Source organism: Candidatus Cloacimonadota bacterium (assembly GCA_034722995.1).
Taxonomy (GTDB): domain Bacteria; phylum Cloacimonadota; class Cloacimonadia; order JGIOTU-2; family JGIOTU-2; genus JAGMCF01.
Genome location: JAYEOL010000044.1, coordinates 32,009 through 49,910 on the forward strand (window position 1 = coordinate 32,009; position 17,902 = coordinate 49,910).

The following is a 17,902-nucleotide window of genomic DNA, read 5'->3' on the forward strand; positions in this document are numbered from 1 at the left end:
TTAGTTTCTTTTTCTGTCAAATATTCATTTTTCAATAATTCAATCCAGTATTCACTTTCGCTTGCTTCTTTTAGGGCAATACTCATTTTTGAAATAAAATCTTTTTTACTTTGAGCATATCTTGCTTTTTACCCCGTTAGATAACTTTTCCCAAGCCAGATGACTATAAACCATTTCTATTCTTCATATTTATAACATAACTTTATAACACATATTTATCTAACGGGGCAAGTAATTTGCTCCAATAGAGGTTCCACTTCTTAACAATTGCTTGGATAAAACGAATTCTTTTTTATTTTCAGTTAAATATTTATAAAGTTTTATAATTCGTTTCGCAAAATCAAATGACTTATCAAGCAAAATACTATCTTTCATAATCGGTTATTCACTATTAGTTATTACTTATTCACTATTTTAGTAATATCATTTTTTTGATTCCAGATTTATAATTACCAGATGTCAATTTATAAAGATAGATGCCGTTAGGCAACTGTTTACCATTGTCGTCTTTTCCGTCCCAAACAACCTCATTAATTTTCAGTTTTAAATTTTTAATTTTTAATTGTTTTACTATTTGACCTTTTACATTATAAATTTTTATCTGTGGAAATCTGTCCACCCTCCGTAGCATTGCTACTGCGGAGGACGGGTGTAAATCAGTAGCTGAAAAAGAAATTGTGGTTGATCCCCGATTTAATCGGGGACCGAATGGATTCGGATAATTTTGATGTAAGACAATTTTATAAGGAGTTTCATATTGATAATCATCAACTCCTGCTTGTATTGTAATTGCCACATCATCAATATACCAGCCATAGTAGTGGTTAACCGAACCGTCAGAGGCAAAATGCCATCTTATTATAACATTATCCCCAGTGTATGTACCAAGGTCAAACTCTACTATCTCCCAATCATCAGTAGAACCTCCAAAACCTGGTTCACCCAGCGCAGTTATAGTACCATCATATCCTCCTAAAGGAGTAATAAGAGTAAATGTAGAACCACCATCGGTTGAGATTTTTACATTTCCTCCATCCCAGAGGGTCTTATCGCTGCCTTCAAAGTCATAATAGTGATAAAATGATAGATTTGAATTATTTGAAACTAAAAATTCTGGTGAGTCAAGATACCAATTTACTGAATTATTATAATATCCATCTAAGTTAGTAGCCCATACATTTACTCCTGAGTAAGCATAAATACCACCTGCAGTCGGTTCGCCCCATTCCCATGCACCGGTTGAGGGAATACTGGTAAAACCACCATTATTATCTTCAAAGTCGTAAAATAAATAGGGCTCAAAGAGTTCAAAATCAATGACATTATTGTCTGATGTTACTGTGTGTTCTTCAAGTAAAGTTGTATATCCGATTGCAGAAACCTGGAATGTGTAAGTTCCTTCTAAAACTCCATGAATAGTATAGCGTCCTGATGCTCCAGTTGTTGCAGGTGGTATAGAGGTATCAAGTATTTCAACTGATGCTCCAGATATTGGCGCTCCAGTGTCACCATCTTTTACAGTACCACTTACAGTTATTGTTTCTACCTCTTCAAGTTCAACATTTACTATTGTAGCACCAGTATCAACAACAGTTATCCCAGTTATAGTTTGAGGAAGATAACCATACGAAGAGAATGTCAGGTCGTAAGTGCCAGGTAACAACATCCGATGATAATCCCCCACATCAGAGTCTGTAAATACTTCTGAATTGTCAAAATCATGGTCAACCACAGTTATCATCGCATCAAGTGGATTTGCAAGTGTGTCAGTAACTACACCTTTTATACCATAGAAAACATTATCAATGTAGTTTAAAAATGAGTGTTTGTTATAATTCCAATGAGCAGGCAGTTGATCAGACGATAACATCTTAACATTTGAAAGTTCTAATGTTACCTCTCTACAGCCCTGGAAATAATTCATATAATCCTGACGCCCGCCAGCTATTGTATACCATGCGTATCCATTAGTAATTCCATTATCAGACCAATATGGATTCATATATCCGGATGGACTGTTTGCGTGGACAGTATCAGCATATTCATGAGAAATTACTTGATACCAATCATCATCAGCATGGAGTCTTGGCCAGGTATCCCAGGGATAGTTTACAACCTCTGCTCCACTATGGAAATTTGCAGAATGTACAAAAGAGTGTGAATCTGCAAAATCCATCATTATAATTGTTTCTTGTGCCCAGGGATGACCATCAGGATGCGGTCCGTCTTCTGGGTCAGGGAAATTTCTGTTTGGGTCAACTCCGTTAGCAAGACATCTTTGAGCACCACTCACGGTATTATTCCCTCCGTGATAAGTTCCGTCAGGATTTGCTAACGGATTTATCCAGATTTCAATGTTATCAACAAGATTGGTTACTTGAGTATCAGTTCCATAATTGGTCAAAAGATAATCAATTAATCGTAACATCATAATATATGTAACTAACTCATCACCATGCATTTGTGCGGTGTACATAAATTCAGGTTCATTCTCTTCCACATCTACATTATCAGAAATTTTCGCAAAGAGGATTTCCCTGCCTTGCTGTGAATAGCCAACAGTATCTATCCTACAAATATCAGGGTAATTTTCTCCAAACAGACACATCATCTCTAAATAAACATCGTATATCGGATAGCGGTCCCAGTCTGCCATCTCTGCGATTGTATATGCCATTGTAAGAGGTCTACCACCTTTCAACTTTGGCAAAATTTCAATAATATAGCCAAGTTCCTTTAACTTTTTTAGTTGGTCAGGATGAGCATAAGCATATACTTCGTTACCTTCTACATTATCAATGGAGACTATTCTGGTGATAGTTTCTATTTCTTCTTTTGAACTAATTGAGAATTTGAAATAAATTTCAGTTAGTGCCTGGGGTTTAGTTAATTCTTCTGAAAAAAGTGAACTGAATAAAAGCATAGCTGTAACTATGCTTATTACTATTACTACAGTTTTTTTCTTTAACATTTTTTCTCCTTTTCATGCTTGTGTTCACTTTAAAAACCCCTGAAGGGGTTAAATTTGATTTTTTACCTTTTTACCCACAGTTAAAACTGTGGGCTAACCATACGATAATTCGGAAGTTAGGAGGTTAGAAGCCCACAACTTTAGTTGTGAAAATTTATCCCCAAACGGGTTATTTTAACCATTTTTCTAAAGATCTGCCCTCCAGAGGAGGATCTGCCTCTGGCATGATGCCTTCGGCATGAAATGGTTTTTATAGTAAACTCATGCTTTATTTTCATAAACCAAGATTTTTGGGTTTTGCTTTCTCCATTTTAGATATTCATTTTTTATCTCCAATTTCCAGAGATTTTCTTTATCTTCATTAGCAAAGGTGATAATATCAAGATAATACATCTTTCCACCTCTACCTTTAAACGATTTTTGTGGCAACTCCACTATTATATCATTGTGCTTTTTTAGAATGGTAATTTCATTGATAAAAATGTCTGGAGCGATTTCAATAACCGCTCTTGCCTGTACTACTCCAATATTGATGTCTTTAAATTTAATATTCATCATTATTTATTTCTCTTGTGGGGATTATATCTCATCCGTTGCAGAATTACTCCCTCTCAAAATTTTATCTTATTTGCCCAATATCCCTTAACATTTTCTGAAACCACTCGGCGTGAATATTGAATGGTTTGCCATCTTTAATTCTTTGAAATCCTATGCACCGCATTTCATCATTGCATTTTTCATCAAGCCCAATAACACCACTTTGACCGTTCAATGCAGATTTAACAGCCATATTTGTTGTCTTCAAAATTAAGTTTAAATCTCTCTTATTTGGAACAGCAGAACGAGCAAAGTAGCCACTTTTTTGAACTAATGTTTTATCAGCCTTAAGAACTTTACTTAATTTCTTTGCAAACCATTGCCCAGGATTTATCTCATCTAATCTTACATGACCAAAAGCATCTCTATGTACCGTCTTGCCTTGTGCTTCCATTTCTGCAGTAATGGTTTCTACCCCAGCCCCTTCACTCAAGAAAATATTTACACCATCTTTTGCATCCATCAATTTACTAAGACGCTCTGTTTCAGCATCAAGGTCAATTATCAATTCTGGGATGTAAATGGCATCTATATCCCATCGTTCCTTAGTTAGAAGAATATCAGATAAAAATGTTTTCTTTTCAAGACCTTTCCTATACTCGGATGCAGTAGCAGCGGTAAGCCAACCACAATTTCTACCCATAACTTCATGAATAATTAATTGGCGAGAACTTGTGGTATTTTCATTTGCCACATTTTCAAAGAAAATAGCTCCTTGTTCGGCTGCAGTCCATGCTCCCAGAGTTTGGGTAACAGGAATAATGTCATTATCCACTGTTTTAGGCAATCCAACAACAGTAAGGTTATATCCATTTATTGACAAATATGAAGCTAATTCTGATGCTGCAATGTTGGTATCATCACCTCCGATTGTGTGAAGAATAGTTATTCCATCTTTTATTAACTGTTCGGCAGCAACTTGTAAGGGATTTTTTCCTTCTACGATATAACCTTTTTTTACACAATCAGCTACATTTGTTAATTTTACCCGACTACTTCCTAAAACACTGCCGCCAACTCTATATAATAATTCTGCATTTTTTCTAACATTTTCGGTAATTTTTATACTATCTCCTAATAATAAACCTTTATACCCATTTAAGTATCCGATAATCTCTGCGTTGGGAACAAATTCCGTATACTTTTTAATCAATCCTCCGATTGAAGAGGAAAGGCACGGAGCTAAACCGCCAGCTGTTAATATTCCAATCTTATCTTCCATATTGACCTCTTCTGATTTAATTTAAAAATATATTTATAACAATTTTTTTCGTATTCATCCGAATGTCTTTATACTAATCTCCAAAACTAATTCCAACTCCTTTTGCCGTATGAACCAGATTGGATTTGACGCTTACAAAATTATATTTGCTGATAGCATCTTTGATAGGAACTGCTACAATATCAGGATGTTTGAAAGCAGCCATATAACCAAACTTTTTTTCCAAAACCATCTCAAAAGCTTTAACACCAAACTGGGTTGCAAGGATTCTATCAAAAGCACAAGGAATACCACCGCGCTGAAGATGTCCCAGAATTGTTACCCGAATATCAGCTTCCACTCCAGACTTTTTTAGCTCGTGCATCAACCGTATACTTGTACCACCAAGCATAACATTCTCATAACCAACTTCATCACTTTCTTGATAAACAGCAGAACCACCCTGGGGATATGCACCTTCGGCAATTACAATATTGGCAAAACCTCTTCTGTCCTCTGTTCGTCGTTCAACACATTCCTTCACCTTATTAATATTATAAGGAATTTCTGGTATTAGACAAACCTCAGCTCCTCCTGCAAGGGCGGAATGCAATGCAATCCAACCTGCAGATCTTCCCATTACTTCCAATATAATAATCCGATGGTGACTCTCTGCTGTGGTAACTAATTTATCTACTGCTTCAGTGGCAACTTCTACTGCGGTTTGAAATCCGAAAGTATAATCGGTTCCACTTAAATCATTATCAATCGTTTTAGGTACGCCAATAATATTGCATCCCATTTCATACAATCTTTGGGAGATTAGTTGAGAACCATCACCGCCAATATTGATTACTGCTTCTATATTATTATACCTAAGTTTTCTAAGCATTTCCTCTGACCTATCCACTGCTGTCCAATTGCCATCCTTATCTTTGACTGGCCAGGCAAAGGGTCCGCCTTTATTAGTGGTTCCAATTATAGTTCCACCTCGTACATGAATTCCTGCGACAGCTTTTTTATCCAAAAGTCGGATTTCCATTGGTTCTTTTAATATTCCATTAAAGGCATCAATGCTACCAATAATTTCCCAGCCTCTTTCCTGAGAAGCTCGTTTTACTATTGCGCGAATTACAGCATTTAATCCTGGGCAATCACCCCCACCAGTTGCCACAAGACATCTCTTCTTCATTATTTCTACCTCTATCAAAAAATTATTCCTACACTAAAAATTATAGCTTGACTTATAAATCAAACCTCTTAAAAAGTATTATATATAATCTTAATATCTAATTTTTATTAAGATAAATTATAAAAATTTTTATGTCAAGTTTATGTATACAAATATATACTTAAAAAATAAATAAGAATAGAAAATCCCCGGATCTACTAATGTGGAGGTCCGAGGATTTTCTAAACTATTTTGAGTCTACTTATCTAATAAAAAGCATCTTCTTTACCTTTGATTTTTGTTTATCGGTTTCCAATATATAAAAGTAAATTCCATTTGAAACCGGTTTGTTATTTTCATTTTTTCCATCCCATTGAATTGAAGATTGACTATTGAATATTGAATATTGTTTTATCTTTTGCCCTTTGATATTATAAATTTCTATCTTTGCGGTCTTTGCTTCTTTTCTAGAAATATTAAAAGAAATCGTGGTGGAGTTTGTGAATGGATTAGGATAATTGTTTAATTGAATCGAATTATGATTAGGTATCTGTTCGTCATCTACCGTAACAGGTGGTTCATAATTGCCATGTCCTCCATAGGCGCCCATATCATTTATAATTGTTCCCATTGCAGGATATAGTGCAAAGCCCGGATTATTCGGATCTTCCACATCATAATACATCGTATCGGGGTTACCCGCATCTATGCAGGGTGAATATTCCGAGAGATGATAAAGGGTATCTGCAAATAAAGGATCTGTATCAATATTATTACTTCCCTGTCCGAACCAACCTCCGCAGATATCCGAATAATTAATTGTTACTTCATTTCCAGGTCCATACTCAACTATTTCACCACCCGGATTATTCCAAACTATGCTATTCCTCATTATAAGATTACATCCGAGTTGGCACATAATTCCACCACCCAATCCTTCTGTTGAATTGCCACTAAATGTAACATTTGTTATATTTAAACTAGGACCATTAATTGCATTAATACCACCTCCACAATTTTCTGCATAATTATTCGCAATCAACACATTTACCAGATTGAGATTAGTCTCATCCCCACAAACCTGTATACCACCTCCATCAGATAAAGCAGAGTTTCCTATAATAATAACATCCTCAAGTGTTATGTTACCATCATTTACCCAGCCACAAATTCCTCCACCACTCCCTATAGTACTATTTCCACTAATAACGACATTACTAAGTATCGGACTGGAATTATTAAAATAAAGTCCGCCCCAAACACTATTATTACTAATAATAACATTAGCAAGAATTGGATTGGAATTATCATAACAAGCGATACCCCCACCTTCATTTCCGCTAATAGTGACATTATTTAGAATAGGGCTTGATGATTCTTCACAGAAAATTCCCCCTCCAACTCCTATGGCATTGTTATTTATTATATTTACATTTTCTAGAGTTGGATTGGAATTATATATACAACTAATACCACCTCCCCAAGTAGCCGAATTTCCACTAATAGTAACATTAACCAAACTCGGGTTAGAGGAGTCAGTGCAATATATACCACCGCCGTAATAGTCTGTGGTGTTATTGCTAATTGTAATATCAATAAGTGTTGGGCTTGCCTCTGAGCAAAAAACACCAGCACCATTAGTTACAACACTATTTGCTAAAATGATATTCGAAGAGTTAAAAAAACCTACACAGCCAGGATCAAATTTGCAGTATTCAACTTTTGAGCTATCCTGTATCGAAATGTCTGTGTCATAAAAATATAATCCAGCATAATCATTTGTTGTATCTTGAACTGTAAAATTTATAGTATCATTTAATATTCCCTCAGACAATAGCTTTCCATATATTCGAAAATAATACTGATCAGAAAAAATAACATTTACACCCGGTTCAATTACTAAAGCACTATCTACGGGAACATTTATGTGCCCATCAATTATGTAAGGGCTACCATCAATTGTCCAGGTGCCGCTTACATCTCCGTAAGGGATATGTGTTTGAGCAAATGAGATATTAGTTATCACAAAATTGGTTAAAACTATAATAACGAAATAGCAAAGAAATTGTTTTGAATTCTTCATAGTTTTTCTCTTTTTGTTTTTTTATTTAAATTCTATTTAAAAAATTATCTCATTAAATTATATTATGTCAAGTTTAAGATTTTAAATAAATTTATCCGCACTTTCATACAGGATTTAGTGAGCCAAAATAAAAATCCCCAAACCTATATTTGGGGAGATTTGAGGATTTTTAATAGATAAATTTATAAATTATCTGATTACAACCAATTTTTTTATTCTATTGTAGTTCTCCGTCTTGAGTTGGTAGAAATAGATTCCCGTTGAAATGTCTGATACATCTAATATAGCTTTACCATTCTTGCCCTGGATCATTTTAACTAATTCACCCTGAATATTATAGACCTTAATAGTTGCATCCTGAGATTTAGAACTGCCTTTGAGTTGATATTTTATGATTGTAGAATTAATAGCAGGATTTGGATAACTGCCTAATAATTTTGTATTTTCAAATACATCTAACTCAGTAATACTTACCTGAATACCAGTCCCTGTCACTGTAAGAAACTCCCGTTGATTAGGATATACAATAATTAAAACAGTACCGTTGTAAGATTGAGGTGCAGTTGGGTTAAAAGTTAAATCATAAGTTTGACTTTGGCCTAAAGGTATGCTATAAGGAATTTGATTCTTGGCACCAGATTGGGTTCCAGCTTCAGCAACTGTATAACCATTTGGAGTTCTAATGGTGCCGCTTAATGTATCGCCGCCTAAATTATGTATTGTAAACTGTGCAGTGGAAGAATCACCAACTGTTACCTCGCCAAAATCAATAGATGTGGGATCTAAATAAAACACTGGCTCGGGTGGCAATATTGGTGGAAAAGTTATAAAATCAATCCAGGCACAATCACTACCACTACTAACACCAACATCCTTTTCATAAGACCATTTAAAAGTGTGATTACCTGATGTTACTGTATAAGACTCTTCACCCCAGGAAACACTCCCTGCCCATTGTCCTTGCTGAGCACCATCTATGTAAAATCTTAGATAATCATAATTAGCTTCTGATGATACTTTGCGATAAAAAGAAATAGTTCCAGTAAAAACATCCGCATTAATTGATAATTCTGTAGTTTGATTGTCAGAAATTGTTCCTGATTTTGTACAATAAGTACCTTCATAAGGATTTTCTGTAACAACTGTCCAATTTGCATCGCCGCCTTGCACCCAATCATAACTGGAGAAATCCCCTGTTTCAAAATCTTCAATAGATAAGCCTACAGGTTCATAAAAGGATTCTGAAGCGGAATAACTCCCTGCAGTTACAGTATACGCAAGAGGTATTGTAATACCGATTGGCGTGTCGGAAGCTACTGTAATATTAAACATCGCACTTTCAGTAGAATCTACAGGAATAACACCTAAATCGGATGTTCCTGTGTTAATAGTAATATACTCATTACTACAGGATAAGTTTCCAGTGGCATTTGGAGAGTCTGAATGACCATCATTAGTTGTGGGGATTATTAAATGAACTGTTTCTCCAGGATCTAAGCGTCCATTATTATTGCCACCAGAATCATCAATTATTAGGTCGCCGATAGTCAGATAAGGGGCGTTAATTACAATGGCAAATGAAGCTTCCCAGGTATCTTTTGCACTTCCTGTTATTTCTAAATCAAACATAACTATATGTTGGTCTGGAATGTCATCAGCAATATCAAAATCAAATGCATCAATTCGTGTTCTTGCTCTACCAGCTATAATTGTACCAAAATTTCCTGTACTATCAGTTATTGTGATATAATCATCTGCAGTTGATAATGTTGCAACCACATCATATGCATTTTGTATGCCAACATTTTTGAGGGTCATACCCAGTAATATCTCTTCACCGAAGTCTGGTTCGCCGTTATTATTGCCTAATGCATCATTAATCATATGAGAATCATATACAACATAAGGACCGCTTGGCGGAATAATTTCTACAGAAGCAGAATAGCGGTAATAATTCTGCTTGGTAATAGTAACTATCATATTGTTGCCCGGTAATTGCGGTGGAATAGTAATATTAATAGGTGTTCCGATTCCTTCACCAATACCAATAATTTCTCCATTCACAGTTAATGAGATAAGGGCCTCCTCATTTGCCGTTACAGTGAAGAAATCAACACCACTTAATAAAACAGGGTTATGAATTACAGTTAAGTCCTGTGGCATTTCTGAATACACAGTAGTAAATGCATCTCCATGGTGATGAAACAGATGATAAACTGTATTTTTAGAACCTGGGTTAGTTGGCCAACTTGAAACTTGAAGATAATATTTCCCAGAAGCATTAGCAAAACACGGAAGAATAAAGTTAGTATCAAAATCATTTCCTCCATATCCTGGGTCAAAATCATGCCACATATTATCATACATTCCCCAAACATAAGTATCGTTCACAAAAGAGAATGAAACCTCTGATGCTGCAATAATACCAAGTGCTCCTTTCTCATGACGGTGGAATGCTTCTGCGAAGCACTCACTACACCAATTGTACTTACCTGTTAAACAATTTACAGAAAAGACAAAAGTAAGATCATCATTGTTCAATCCAGCAAGGTCGCTATTGTGATAACTGGGGTCGCCCCAGCCAGTTTCGCCACCATGGTCTCTGTGCTGTATCATAAAGGCACCGCTATTTATATCATTATTTATACGATATGCATTTCCGCCCCAATCCGTAAGGTGTGATGGAGTTGCTGGAATATAACCAAGACCAGTGGGTCCAAAATAATTGACTATTATACTGGTATTTGAATTAGTTGACCAGTAAGAAGGTGCACCACCACTATAACCAGCGTATTCACGGACAGGTGATTTGCCTAAAACATTCTCCCAAAATCCATATATTATATCACTACAGAGAATAAACCAGCGATCTGATTGCCAGCCTCCAGCAGAAATAGGATGATTGTAAAAATCTGGATTTGTTGGTGGAGTCCGTTCATAGTTCAAAGCTTTTCCAATCATTGTTGATAAATCATCTTCATCTTGTGCCGTTATACGAGCAAAAACTATTTCCGGAAGATCGTCGCCATCTACATCAGCATAGATATTGTCAGAAGCACACGGATTATATCCTCCATACCAGATAGGAGAAACAATTGTGTTGCCTGTTGTTCCATAATCACCCAATAACAGAACTGCAACAGGAGCAGGGTCCCAAGTATTGTATGCATTGTTGATATAGTTTTCAATTGCTGTTGTAGTGTTTCCACCAACTTCAGTGGTTGCCACAACACCTGTAAGAATACCTTGTAAGGTTCGAAAAACCTTGATAGAATCTGCCCATGCAATGAAATCTGGGTCATCAGGTGTAATAATAAGATATTCAAAACCATCACGAGATTTTGAGGAGTAATTATAATCCATCTTGGGCAGAGAAACATAGTTAAGTAGCACATCACTTAATATTGGATCCCACCAGCGACTGCGTAGCCTGTCTTCACCAAAATGTCCATTTCCACCATTAAAGGTGACATCAACTTTCAAATCACGATAAACAATCAATTCTTTTGTTACGGGATTATACTGAAATGGTGTAATGCCAAGTATTACAGCATCAACACCACGAACTTGCATAGGCTCAGAAATTATCACAGAATTTTCAGGATAGAAAGCATCTTTTGAGTATATTTCTAAATTTTTACTGTATTCAAGTGGTCCTGTTTCAGTTTCAAGAGGGATACGATATGCTGGTGCCATATCTATATCCTGGAATGTTTCCGTGCGTAAGGCAATGATTTGAACATTGGCTGATGCTCCCTGAGGAATTGCAATATAACGACCAGAACATGGTAGGTCGGGTGCACCGGCATCGTTGGGAAGAAAGACTCCTGAAAGATGCAAGGTTTGCATAATCTTCCCATTAATTTCTCTGTCCTCTAAAAAGAATTCTGTGATTGAAAAAGTTATTTCAATACCAGATTCATTTGCACTATCTAAATTATAGCCAGAATTTCCCCAGCTATCTGTATATGTTATTGCTATTGCATAAGCATTATTTACGCTGAACAAAAATACACTTGAAAAAATAAAGAGAAGTAAAAATAGTGGTAAATGCTTTTTTTTCATAATATTCCGCCTTTCAAAATAAACCTTATTTATTTAATACAAAAAAAATGTTGCAATATTTTTTAGTCAAATTATTTTGAATAAAATTTATTATTTTTTGAAAAATTCAAGGAGAAAAAATTATTTATAATTAATCTAACTTGACAAATAATGCCCAAAAATTATGATTATAAAAATTTTCAAGAGGGTTTTAAATAGGTATAATAATGAATTATAAAAGTGATAAAGAGCTCAGAGTTCGTTTTGCACCCAGTCCAACAGGGTTTCTACATGTTGGCGGACTAAGAACAGCACTTTTTAATTATCTTTTTGCAAGAAAAAATAACGGAAAATTTATTCTTCGCATTGAGGATACAGACCGCAAAAGATATATTCCTGGTGCATTAGAAAAACTGATATCCACCTTAAAAGAAATCGGACTTGCTTATGATGAAGGTCCGGATATTGGGGATTCTTACGGTCCTTATGTTCAATCTAAACGGATAGATATTTACAAAAAGTATGCTAAAAGGCTACTGGATTCCGGTAATGCTTATTACTGCTTCTGCTCAGAACAAAGACTAAAAAATTTGCGTGAAGAACAAAGAAAACACAAATTAGATCCAATGTATGATGGAAAATGTAGAAACCTTTCCGAAGAAGAAGTTAAAGAAAAACTGAAGAAGAAAATTCCATGTGTAATCAGATTAAAATTTCCAAAAGAGGGAACTTCTGTCTTCTATGATAAAATTCATGGTCAGGTTGAAGTGGATAATTCACTTGTTGATGACCAGATATTGATTAAGTCAGATGGATTTCCTACTTATCATCTTGCAAATGTCGTTGATGACCATCTGATGAAAATTACACACATAATTCGCGGAGAGGAATGGCTTTCCAGTGTGCCCAAACATATCTTTCTATATCAATCCTTTGGATGGAAAATACCAGAACTCGTTCATCTTCCTCTTTTGCTAAATCCAGACAGAAGTAAATTGAGTAAACGACAGGGAGATGTAGCTGTAGAAAGTTATCTTGAAAAAGGCTATCTGCCAGAAGCTTTAATTAACTTTATTGCTTTACTTGGCTGGCACTCTGCTGATGATAGAGAGATTTACTCCTTAAAAGAATTAGAAAAAAAATTTTCTCTAAGAAGAATTAGCAAGTCAGGAGCAATTTTTGATATTGAAAAACTTAATTGGATGAATGGCTGGTATATCAGAAATCTTGACATTAATTATATTTCAGAAAAAGCAAAATTTTTCTTTAAAGAAGCTAAGATAGATATCAGTGATAATGAAAAATATCAAAAAGTAATTCAAAATGGGAGAAAACGGATTTCATGTCTTAAAGAAATTATTGAGCATTCAAAAATGTTTTATGAAGGCATCAAATTCAATGATGAAGATAAAGCACTTATTAAAGAGAAAAACTCACACCGAATTTATTTATATTTTATTGATAAATTGAAGGCACGGGATAGTTGGTCAAATGATGAAATAAATTCATTGATAAAGAAAGCAATAGAAGAATTAGAAATGAAGGGAAAAAACTTTTATTTTCCGCTTCGTCTTGCTTTATTCGGGAAATGTCACGGTCCTGATTTACCCGTTATCATAGAAATTTTAGGCAAAGATGAAGTAATAAAACGGCTACAAGATCTAATTAAGATTTAATTAAAGGAAATTGGTTTATGAAATCATCAGACAGAAAACACAGTATAGACAAAAAGAAAACAAAAAAAATCACTGAAAATACTGTGAACAAATCAAAATCCTCTCTTGACTTTCTTAGACAGATTGTTGAGGATGATTTAAAAACTAATAAATATAATGGCAGAGTTCAAACACGTTTTCCGCCAGAACCAAACGGTTATCTACATATTGGCCATGCTAAAGCAATCTGTATTGATTTCGGTATTGCTGAAGAATATGGAGGGCTTTGCAATCTACGATTTGATGACACCAACCCAACAAAAGAAGGCATTGAATACATCAAAGCAATTCAAGAAGACATTCATTGGCTTGGATTTGACTGGGGCGATAGATTATACTATGCTTCTGATTATTTTGATAAAATGTGTGAATATGCTGTTCAATTAATCAAAGAAGGCAAAGCTTATGTATGCAATTTAAGTGAGCAAGAAATTCGGGAATATCGGGGCACTGTAAAGCAGCCGGGCAAGGAAAGTCCTTACAGAAACCGCTCAGTTGAAGAGAATTTGGACCTATTTGAAAGAATGCATGCAGGCGAGTTTGCGGACGGTGCTTATGTATTACGGGCAAAGATTGATATGGCATCGCCAAATATGAAGATGCGAGACCCTCTTATCTATCGCATTCGGCATGCTCCTCATCACCGAACGGGTGATAAATGGTGTATTTATCCAATGTATGACTTTGCCCATTGCCTTGAGGATTCTATAGAAAGGATTACACATTCTTTCTGTACATTAGAATTTGAAAATAACCGTGAAATTTATGATTGGTTTCTTGACCAATTGAATGTCCATCATCCTCAGCAGATTGAGTTTGCTCGCCTTAATATCAGCTACACTATAATGAGTAAAAGAAAACTTCTGGAATTGGTTGAAGGTGGTTATGTCAAAGGATGGGATGACCCAAGAATGCCAACTATAACAGGTTTGAGAAGACGTGGCTACACACCTGAATCAATCAGAAATTTCTGTGAACGCATTGGAGTGGCTAAGAGTGAAAGTATCGTTGATTTGGCTCTACTTGAGTATTGCATTCGTGAAGACTTAAATAAGCAAGCTCCACGAGTGATGGCTGTATTAAGACCACTTAAGGTAGTAATAGACAACTATCCACAAGACAGAGTTGAAGAATTGGATGCTGTGAATAATCCCGAAGACCCAAGTATGGGAAAACGAAAGGTCCCATTTTCACGGGTGTTGTATATTGAACAAGATGATTTCCGCGAAGAACCTCCAAAAAAGTTTTATCGTCTTGCTCCTGGACGGGAAGTAAGGCTACGATATGCATATTTTATCAAATGCGTAAAGGTGGTTAAGGATAAAAATACAGGCAAGGTGACCGAATTACATTGTACATACGATTCTAAAACCCGTGGCGGTGATTCGCCTGATGGACGCAAAGTGAAAGCAACTTTACACTGGGTCTCGGCTGCTCATGCTGTTAATGCCGAAGTCCGTCTTTATGATAGACTTTTTACAGTAGAGAATCCCCTATCTAAAAAAGATGATTTCAAAAATTATTTGAATCCAAAATCATTGGAAATTTTAACTGAATGTAAATTGGAACCAGGCCTGAAAAATGCAAGTATAGGAAATAGATACCAGTTTGAGAGAAAAGGCTATTTCTGCGTGGACCCTGATTCTTCTGATAAAATGCTTGTATTTAATCGGACAGTTACTTTGCGAGATCCCTGGGCAAAGATTCAAAAAGCACAGAAACAAAAGAGATAGGTAAATTTTTTAGCCACGAAGACACCAAGACACAAAGGGTAATTCTTATCCTAAAAAATTAATCTTAGTGACTTTGTGCCTTCGTGGTTAAAATAAAAATAAAATGTTTAGCAATATAAAAGGTCAAAATCAAGCTATTAATTGCCTAAAACAACTCATTTCTGCAGGGAAAGTCGCACAAAGCTATCTTTTCTATGGACCAGAAGGTGTCGGTAAACTAACCACTGCTTTTGAGCTTGCAAAAGCTGTAAACTGTCCTAATCAAAAAAATTATGATTCTTGCGATAACTGTCCATCCTGTCACAAAATTGACCACTTTTCACATCCTGATGTAGATTTTGTTTTCCCTACGCCCAAATTTGATATAACCGATGAGGGGCAATATAAAAAAGAAAGTGAGCAGATTCAGGTTCAGAAATTTATTGAACAGCTTAAAGCCACACCTTATTGCAGATATCAATTTTCTAAAGCTACTTCTATTCATATAGATACCATCCGAAACATTGAGCGAAAGATTCTTTTCCGTCCCAATGAAGGGAATTATCGGGTAATTATTATGGCTGATGCAGATAAAATGACCAGATCCGCAGCAAATGCTTTTTTGAAAACTCTTGAAGAGCCACCATTATATGCTATCATCATTCTAACTACTACAAAACTTTCAGCACTTTTGCCAACCATTGTTTCAAGATGCCAGAAAATAAGGTTCAATGCTGTTACAACAGAAATTATTAAACATCACCTAAAAGAAAAGTATAATATAGAAAGTAAGCAAGCAGAAATCATCGCAAGGATTTCAAATGGAAATATGGCAAAAGCGATTCTTATGGCTCAAGACCAACAAATAGAAACCCGAAATATGGCTCTAAATTTCGTGGATTTTATCTTGAATAAAGATCTGGAAGGGATTTACAACTTTTCAGAGAACTTTAAACAAAATCGCAATAAAGAGTTACTAAAAGACATTCTTGACTTCCTTGTGTTATGGTTTGGCGACTTATTATATTTACACCAAAATCCAAACAGAGTTGTTAATATTGACCAGAAGGAAAAACTTCAAAAATTTTACAATATTAGAGAAATTTTTGATAAAGATGTAAGAGAAATCATTTTATTGATTGAGCAAAGTAAGAAATTGTTAGAAGGTCATATTAATTTTGAACTAATTGTTATTGATACCTTTTATCAGATTTATGAACGAGTTTATCAAAACAGATAAACCCACTTCATGCCAAAGGCATCATGCCTTAGGCAGATCCGCTTCTAGCGAAAAATATATTATAAAAAATTTGATAAAGTTCTTGACAAGAAATTTGATTCTGTTTTTATATTGATTTAGTTGTCAATGTTATAAAAGGATATTTTGAGATGATAATTTCTAAGATAGGCAAACCCCGATATATTGGGGATATTAAACCAGTAACAAATTAAAATAAATTGTTCCGATTATCGGGACGAAGGAGAAAAGATGAAAAAACTTATAACCCTTTTGACTGTGGCGTTCTTTACCCTTGTGATGAGCACTACAGCGTGGGGAGAGTTAGTATTTGATGAAAATTTTGACTATCCCGCAGAGGATAATCTAACTGACCATGGTTGGACTGCACACAGTGGTGGGGGAACTAATCCAATTACTGTTTCTTCTGGTGGTTTAACTTATTCTGGTTACCCTTCCTCAGGGATTGGCAATGCAGCTTTACTTGATAATACTGGAGAGGATGTTAGCAGAAATTTCCCAGAACAATCTTCCGGAGCTGTTTATGCCTCGTTCTTAGTGAATGTACATGCAGCACCTTTTATTAGCTCGGGTAAAGTTTATTTCTTTCACTTAGGAGAAACAGATATGGGATACTACTTTAAAGCCAGAGTCTTTGTTAAAGAAGAAGAAGGTACAGATAATATAGCATTTGGTTTGAGTAAAAAAAGCAGCACCGCTGATGAATATACAGATTTTGTTTATTTAAAAGATGTTACTTATTTGATTGTTGAAAAGTATGAATTCTTTGAAGGCGAGGACGACGACGAGGTAAGTCTTTTTGTATTTGAGAGTCCTACATTACCAGGTTCTGAGCCAGGAACTCCAACTTTAGGTCCTGTAACCGATTTATATGATGCAGCGAATCTTGGCACAGTAGCACTTCGACAATATGATTCCGCCCAAGATTTACTAGTTGATGGAATAAGAATAGCCACAACATGGGAGGATATAGTGGTGGCATCTGTAGACGATTATCCAAGTTCTGTAGCCTCCTTTTCTCTTTATCAGAACTATCCAAATCCATTTAGTGCTTCTACCACGATTTCGTTTAATTTAGCCACTGATTTACACCCGTCCTCCGCAGTAGCAATGCTACGGAGGGTGGACAGATTAACACAGATAAAAATTT

General features: G+C 35.4%; 10 protein-coding genes and 2 pseudogenes. 4 read left to right on the forward strand and 8 right to left on the reverse strand.

Annotated elements, in window-relative coordinates:
• From U9R23_05480 to U9R23_05515, 8 genes and pseudogenes are all read right to left on the reverse strand, one after another.
• Positions 1–128, reverse strand: a pseudogene (locus tag U9R23_05480) (four helix bundle protein).
• Positions 129–234: 106 nt separating this feature from the next.
• Positions 235–375 (reverse strand): annotated as a pseudogene (locus U9R23_05485) (four helix bundle protein).
• A 34-nt stretch (positions 376–409) separates the two neighbouring features.
• A complete protein-coding gene (locus U9R23_05490; GenBank protein MEA3475873.1) occupies positions 410–2,971 on the reverse strand; it encodes a M14 family zinc carboxypeptidase in 2,562 nt (853 codons plus the stop codon).
• A 261-nt stretch (positions 2,972–3,232) separates the two neighbouring features.
• On the reverse strand, positions 3,233–3,529 hold the full coding sequence (locus U9R23_05495) for a hypothetical protein (protein ID MEA3475874.1): 297 nt from the start codon (positions 3,527–3,529) through the stop codon (positions 3,233–3,235).
• A 61-nt stretch (positions 3,530–3,590) separates the two neighbouring features.
• Positions 3,591–4,790, reverse strand: coding sequence for a pyrophosphate--fructose-6-phosphate 1-phosphotransferase (locus tag U9R23_05500; protein ID MEA3475875.1), 1,200 nt, complete (start codon positions 4,788–4,790; stop codon positions 3,591–3,593).
• 73 nt (positions 4,791–4,863) lie between these two features.
• On the reverse strand, positions 4,864–5,961 hold the full coding sequence (locus U9R23_05505; GenBank protein ID MEA3475876.1) for an ATP-dependent 6-phosphofructokinase: 1,098 nt from the start codon (positions 5,959–5,961) through the stop codon (positions 4,864–4,866).
• 241 nt (positions 5,962–6,202) lie between these two features.
• Positions 6,203–8,023, reverse strand: coding sequence for a right-handed parallel beta-helix repeat-containing protein (locus U9R23_05510; protein ID MEA3475877.1), 1,821 nt, complete (start codon positions 8,021–8,023; stop codon positions 6,203–6,205).
• Between the two features lie 189 nt (positions 8,024–8,212).
• A complete protein-coding gene (locus tag U9R23_05515; protein MEA3475878.1) occupies positions 8,213–12,088 on the reverse strand; it encodes a C25 family cysteine peptidase in 3,876 nt (1,291 codons plus the stop codon).
• 206 nt (positions 12,089–12,294) lie between these two features.
• On the opposite strand from U9R23_05515, the gene gltX reads away from it, so the two are divergent.
• The 4 genes from gltX to U9R23_05535 all read left to right on the forward strand — a co-directional run.
• Positions 12,295–13,743: a glutamate--tRNA ligase gene (gene gltX / locus U9R23_05520; GenBank protein MEA3475879.1), complete on the forward strand. Its 1,449-nt coding sequence runs from the start codon at positions 12,295–12,297 to the stop codon at positions 13,741–13,743.
• 17 nt (positions 13,744–13,760) lie between these two features.
• Positions 13,761–15,515 carry a glutamine--tRNA ligase/YqeY domain fusion protein gene (locus U9R23_05525; protein MEA3475880.1) on the forward strand — a complete coding sequence of 585 codons (1,755 nt, stop codon included), beginning with the start codon at positions 13,761–13,763 and terminating at the stop codon, positions 15,513–15,515.
• A gap of 103 nt (positions 15,516–15,618) precedes the next feature.
• Positions 15,619–16,734, forward strand: coding sequence for a DNA polymerase III subunit delta' (holB, locus tag U9R23_05530; protein ID MEA3475881.1), 1,116 nt, complete (start codon positions 15,619–15,621; stop codon positions 16,732–16,734).
• 249 nt (positions 16,735–16,983) lie between these two features.
• Positions 16,984–17,902: hypothetical protein (locus U9R23_05535; protein ID MEA3475882.1), on the forward strand; the 919-nt coding region annotated here is incomplete at its 3' end.

What these genes read in the sequence shown, in the direction of transcription:
- holB (MEA3475881.1), top strand. Translation starts at nt 15,619, where the DNA reads ATGTTTAGCAATATAAAAGGTCAAAATCAAGCTATTAATTGCCTAAAA.
- U9R23_05495 (MEA3475874.1), bottom strand. Translation starts at nt 3,529, where the DNA reads ATGATGAATATTAAATTTAAAGACATCAATATTGGAGTAGTACAGGCA.
- U9R23_05525 (MEA3475880.1), top strand. Translation starts at nt 13,761, where the DNA reads ATGAAATCATCAGACAGAAAACACAGTATAGACAAAAAGAAAACAAAA.
- U9R23_05515 (MEA3475878.1), bottom strand. Translation starts at nt 12,088, where the DNA reads ATGAAAAAAAAGCATTTACCACTATTTTTACTTCTCTTTATTTTTTCA.
- U9R23_05500 (MEA3475875.1), bottom strand. Translation starts at nt 4,790, where the DNA reads ATGGAAGATAAGATTGGAATATTAACAGCTGGCGGTTTAGCTCCGTGC.
- U9R23_05505 (MEA3475876.1), bottom strand. Translation starts at nt 5,961, where the DNA reads ATGAAGAAGAGATGTCTTGTGGCAACTGGTGGGGGTGATTGCCCAGGA.
- U9R23_05490 (MEA3475873.1), bottom strand. Translation starts at nt 2,971, where the DNA reads ATGTTAAAGAAAAAAACTGTAGTAATAGTAATAAGCATAGTTACAGCT.
- gltX (MEA3475879.1), top strand. Translation starts at nt 12,295, where the DNA reads ATGAATTATAAAAGTGATAAAGAGCTCAGAGTTCGTTTTGCACCCAGT.
- U9R23_05510 (MEA3475877.1), bottom strand. Translation starts at nt 8,023, where the DNA reads ATGAAGAATTCAAAACAATTTCTTTGCTATTTCGTTATTATAGTTTTA.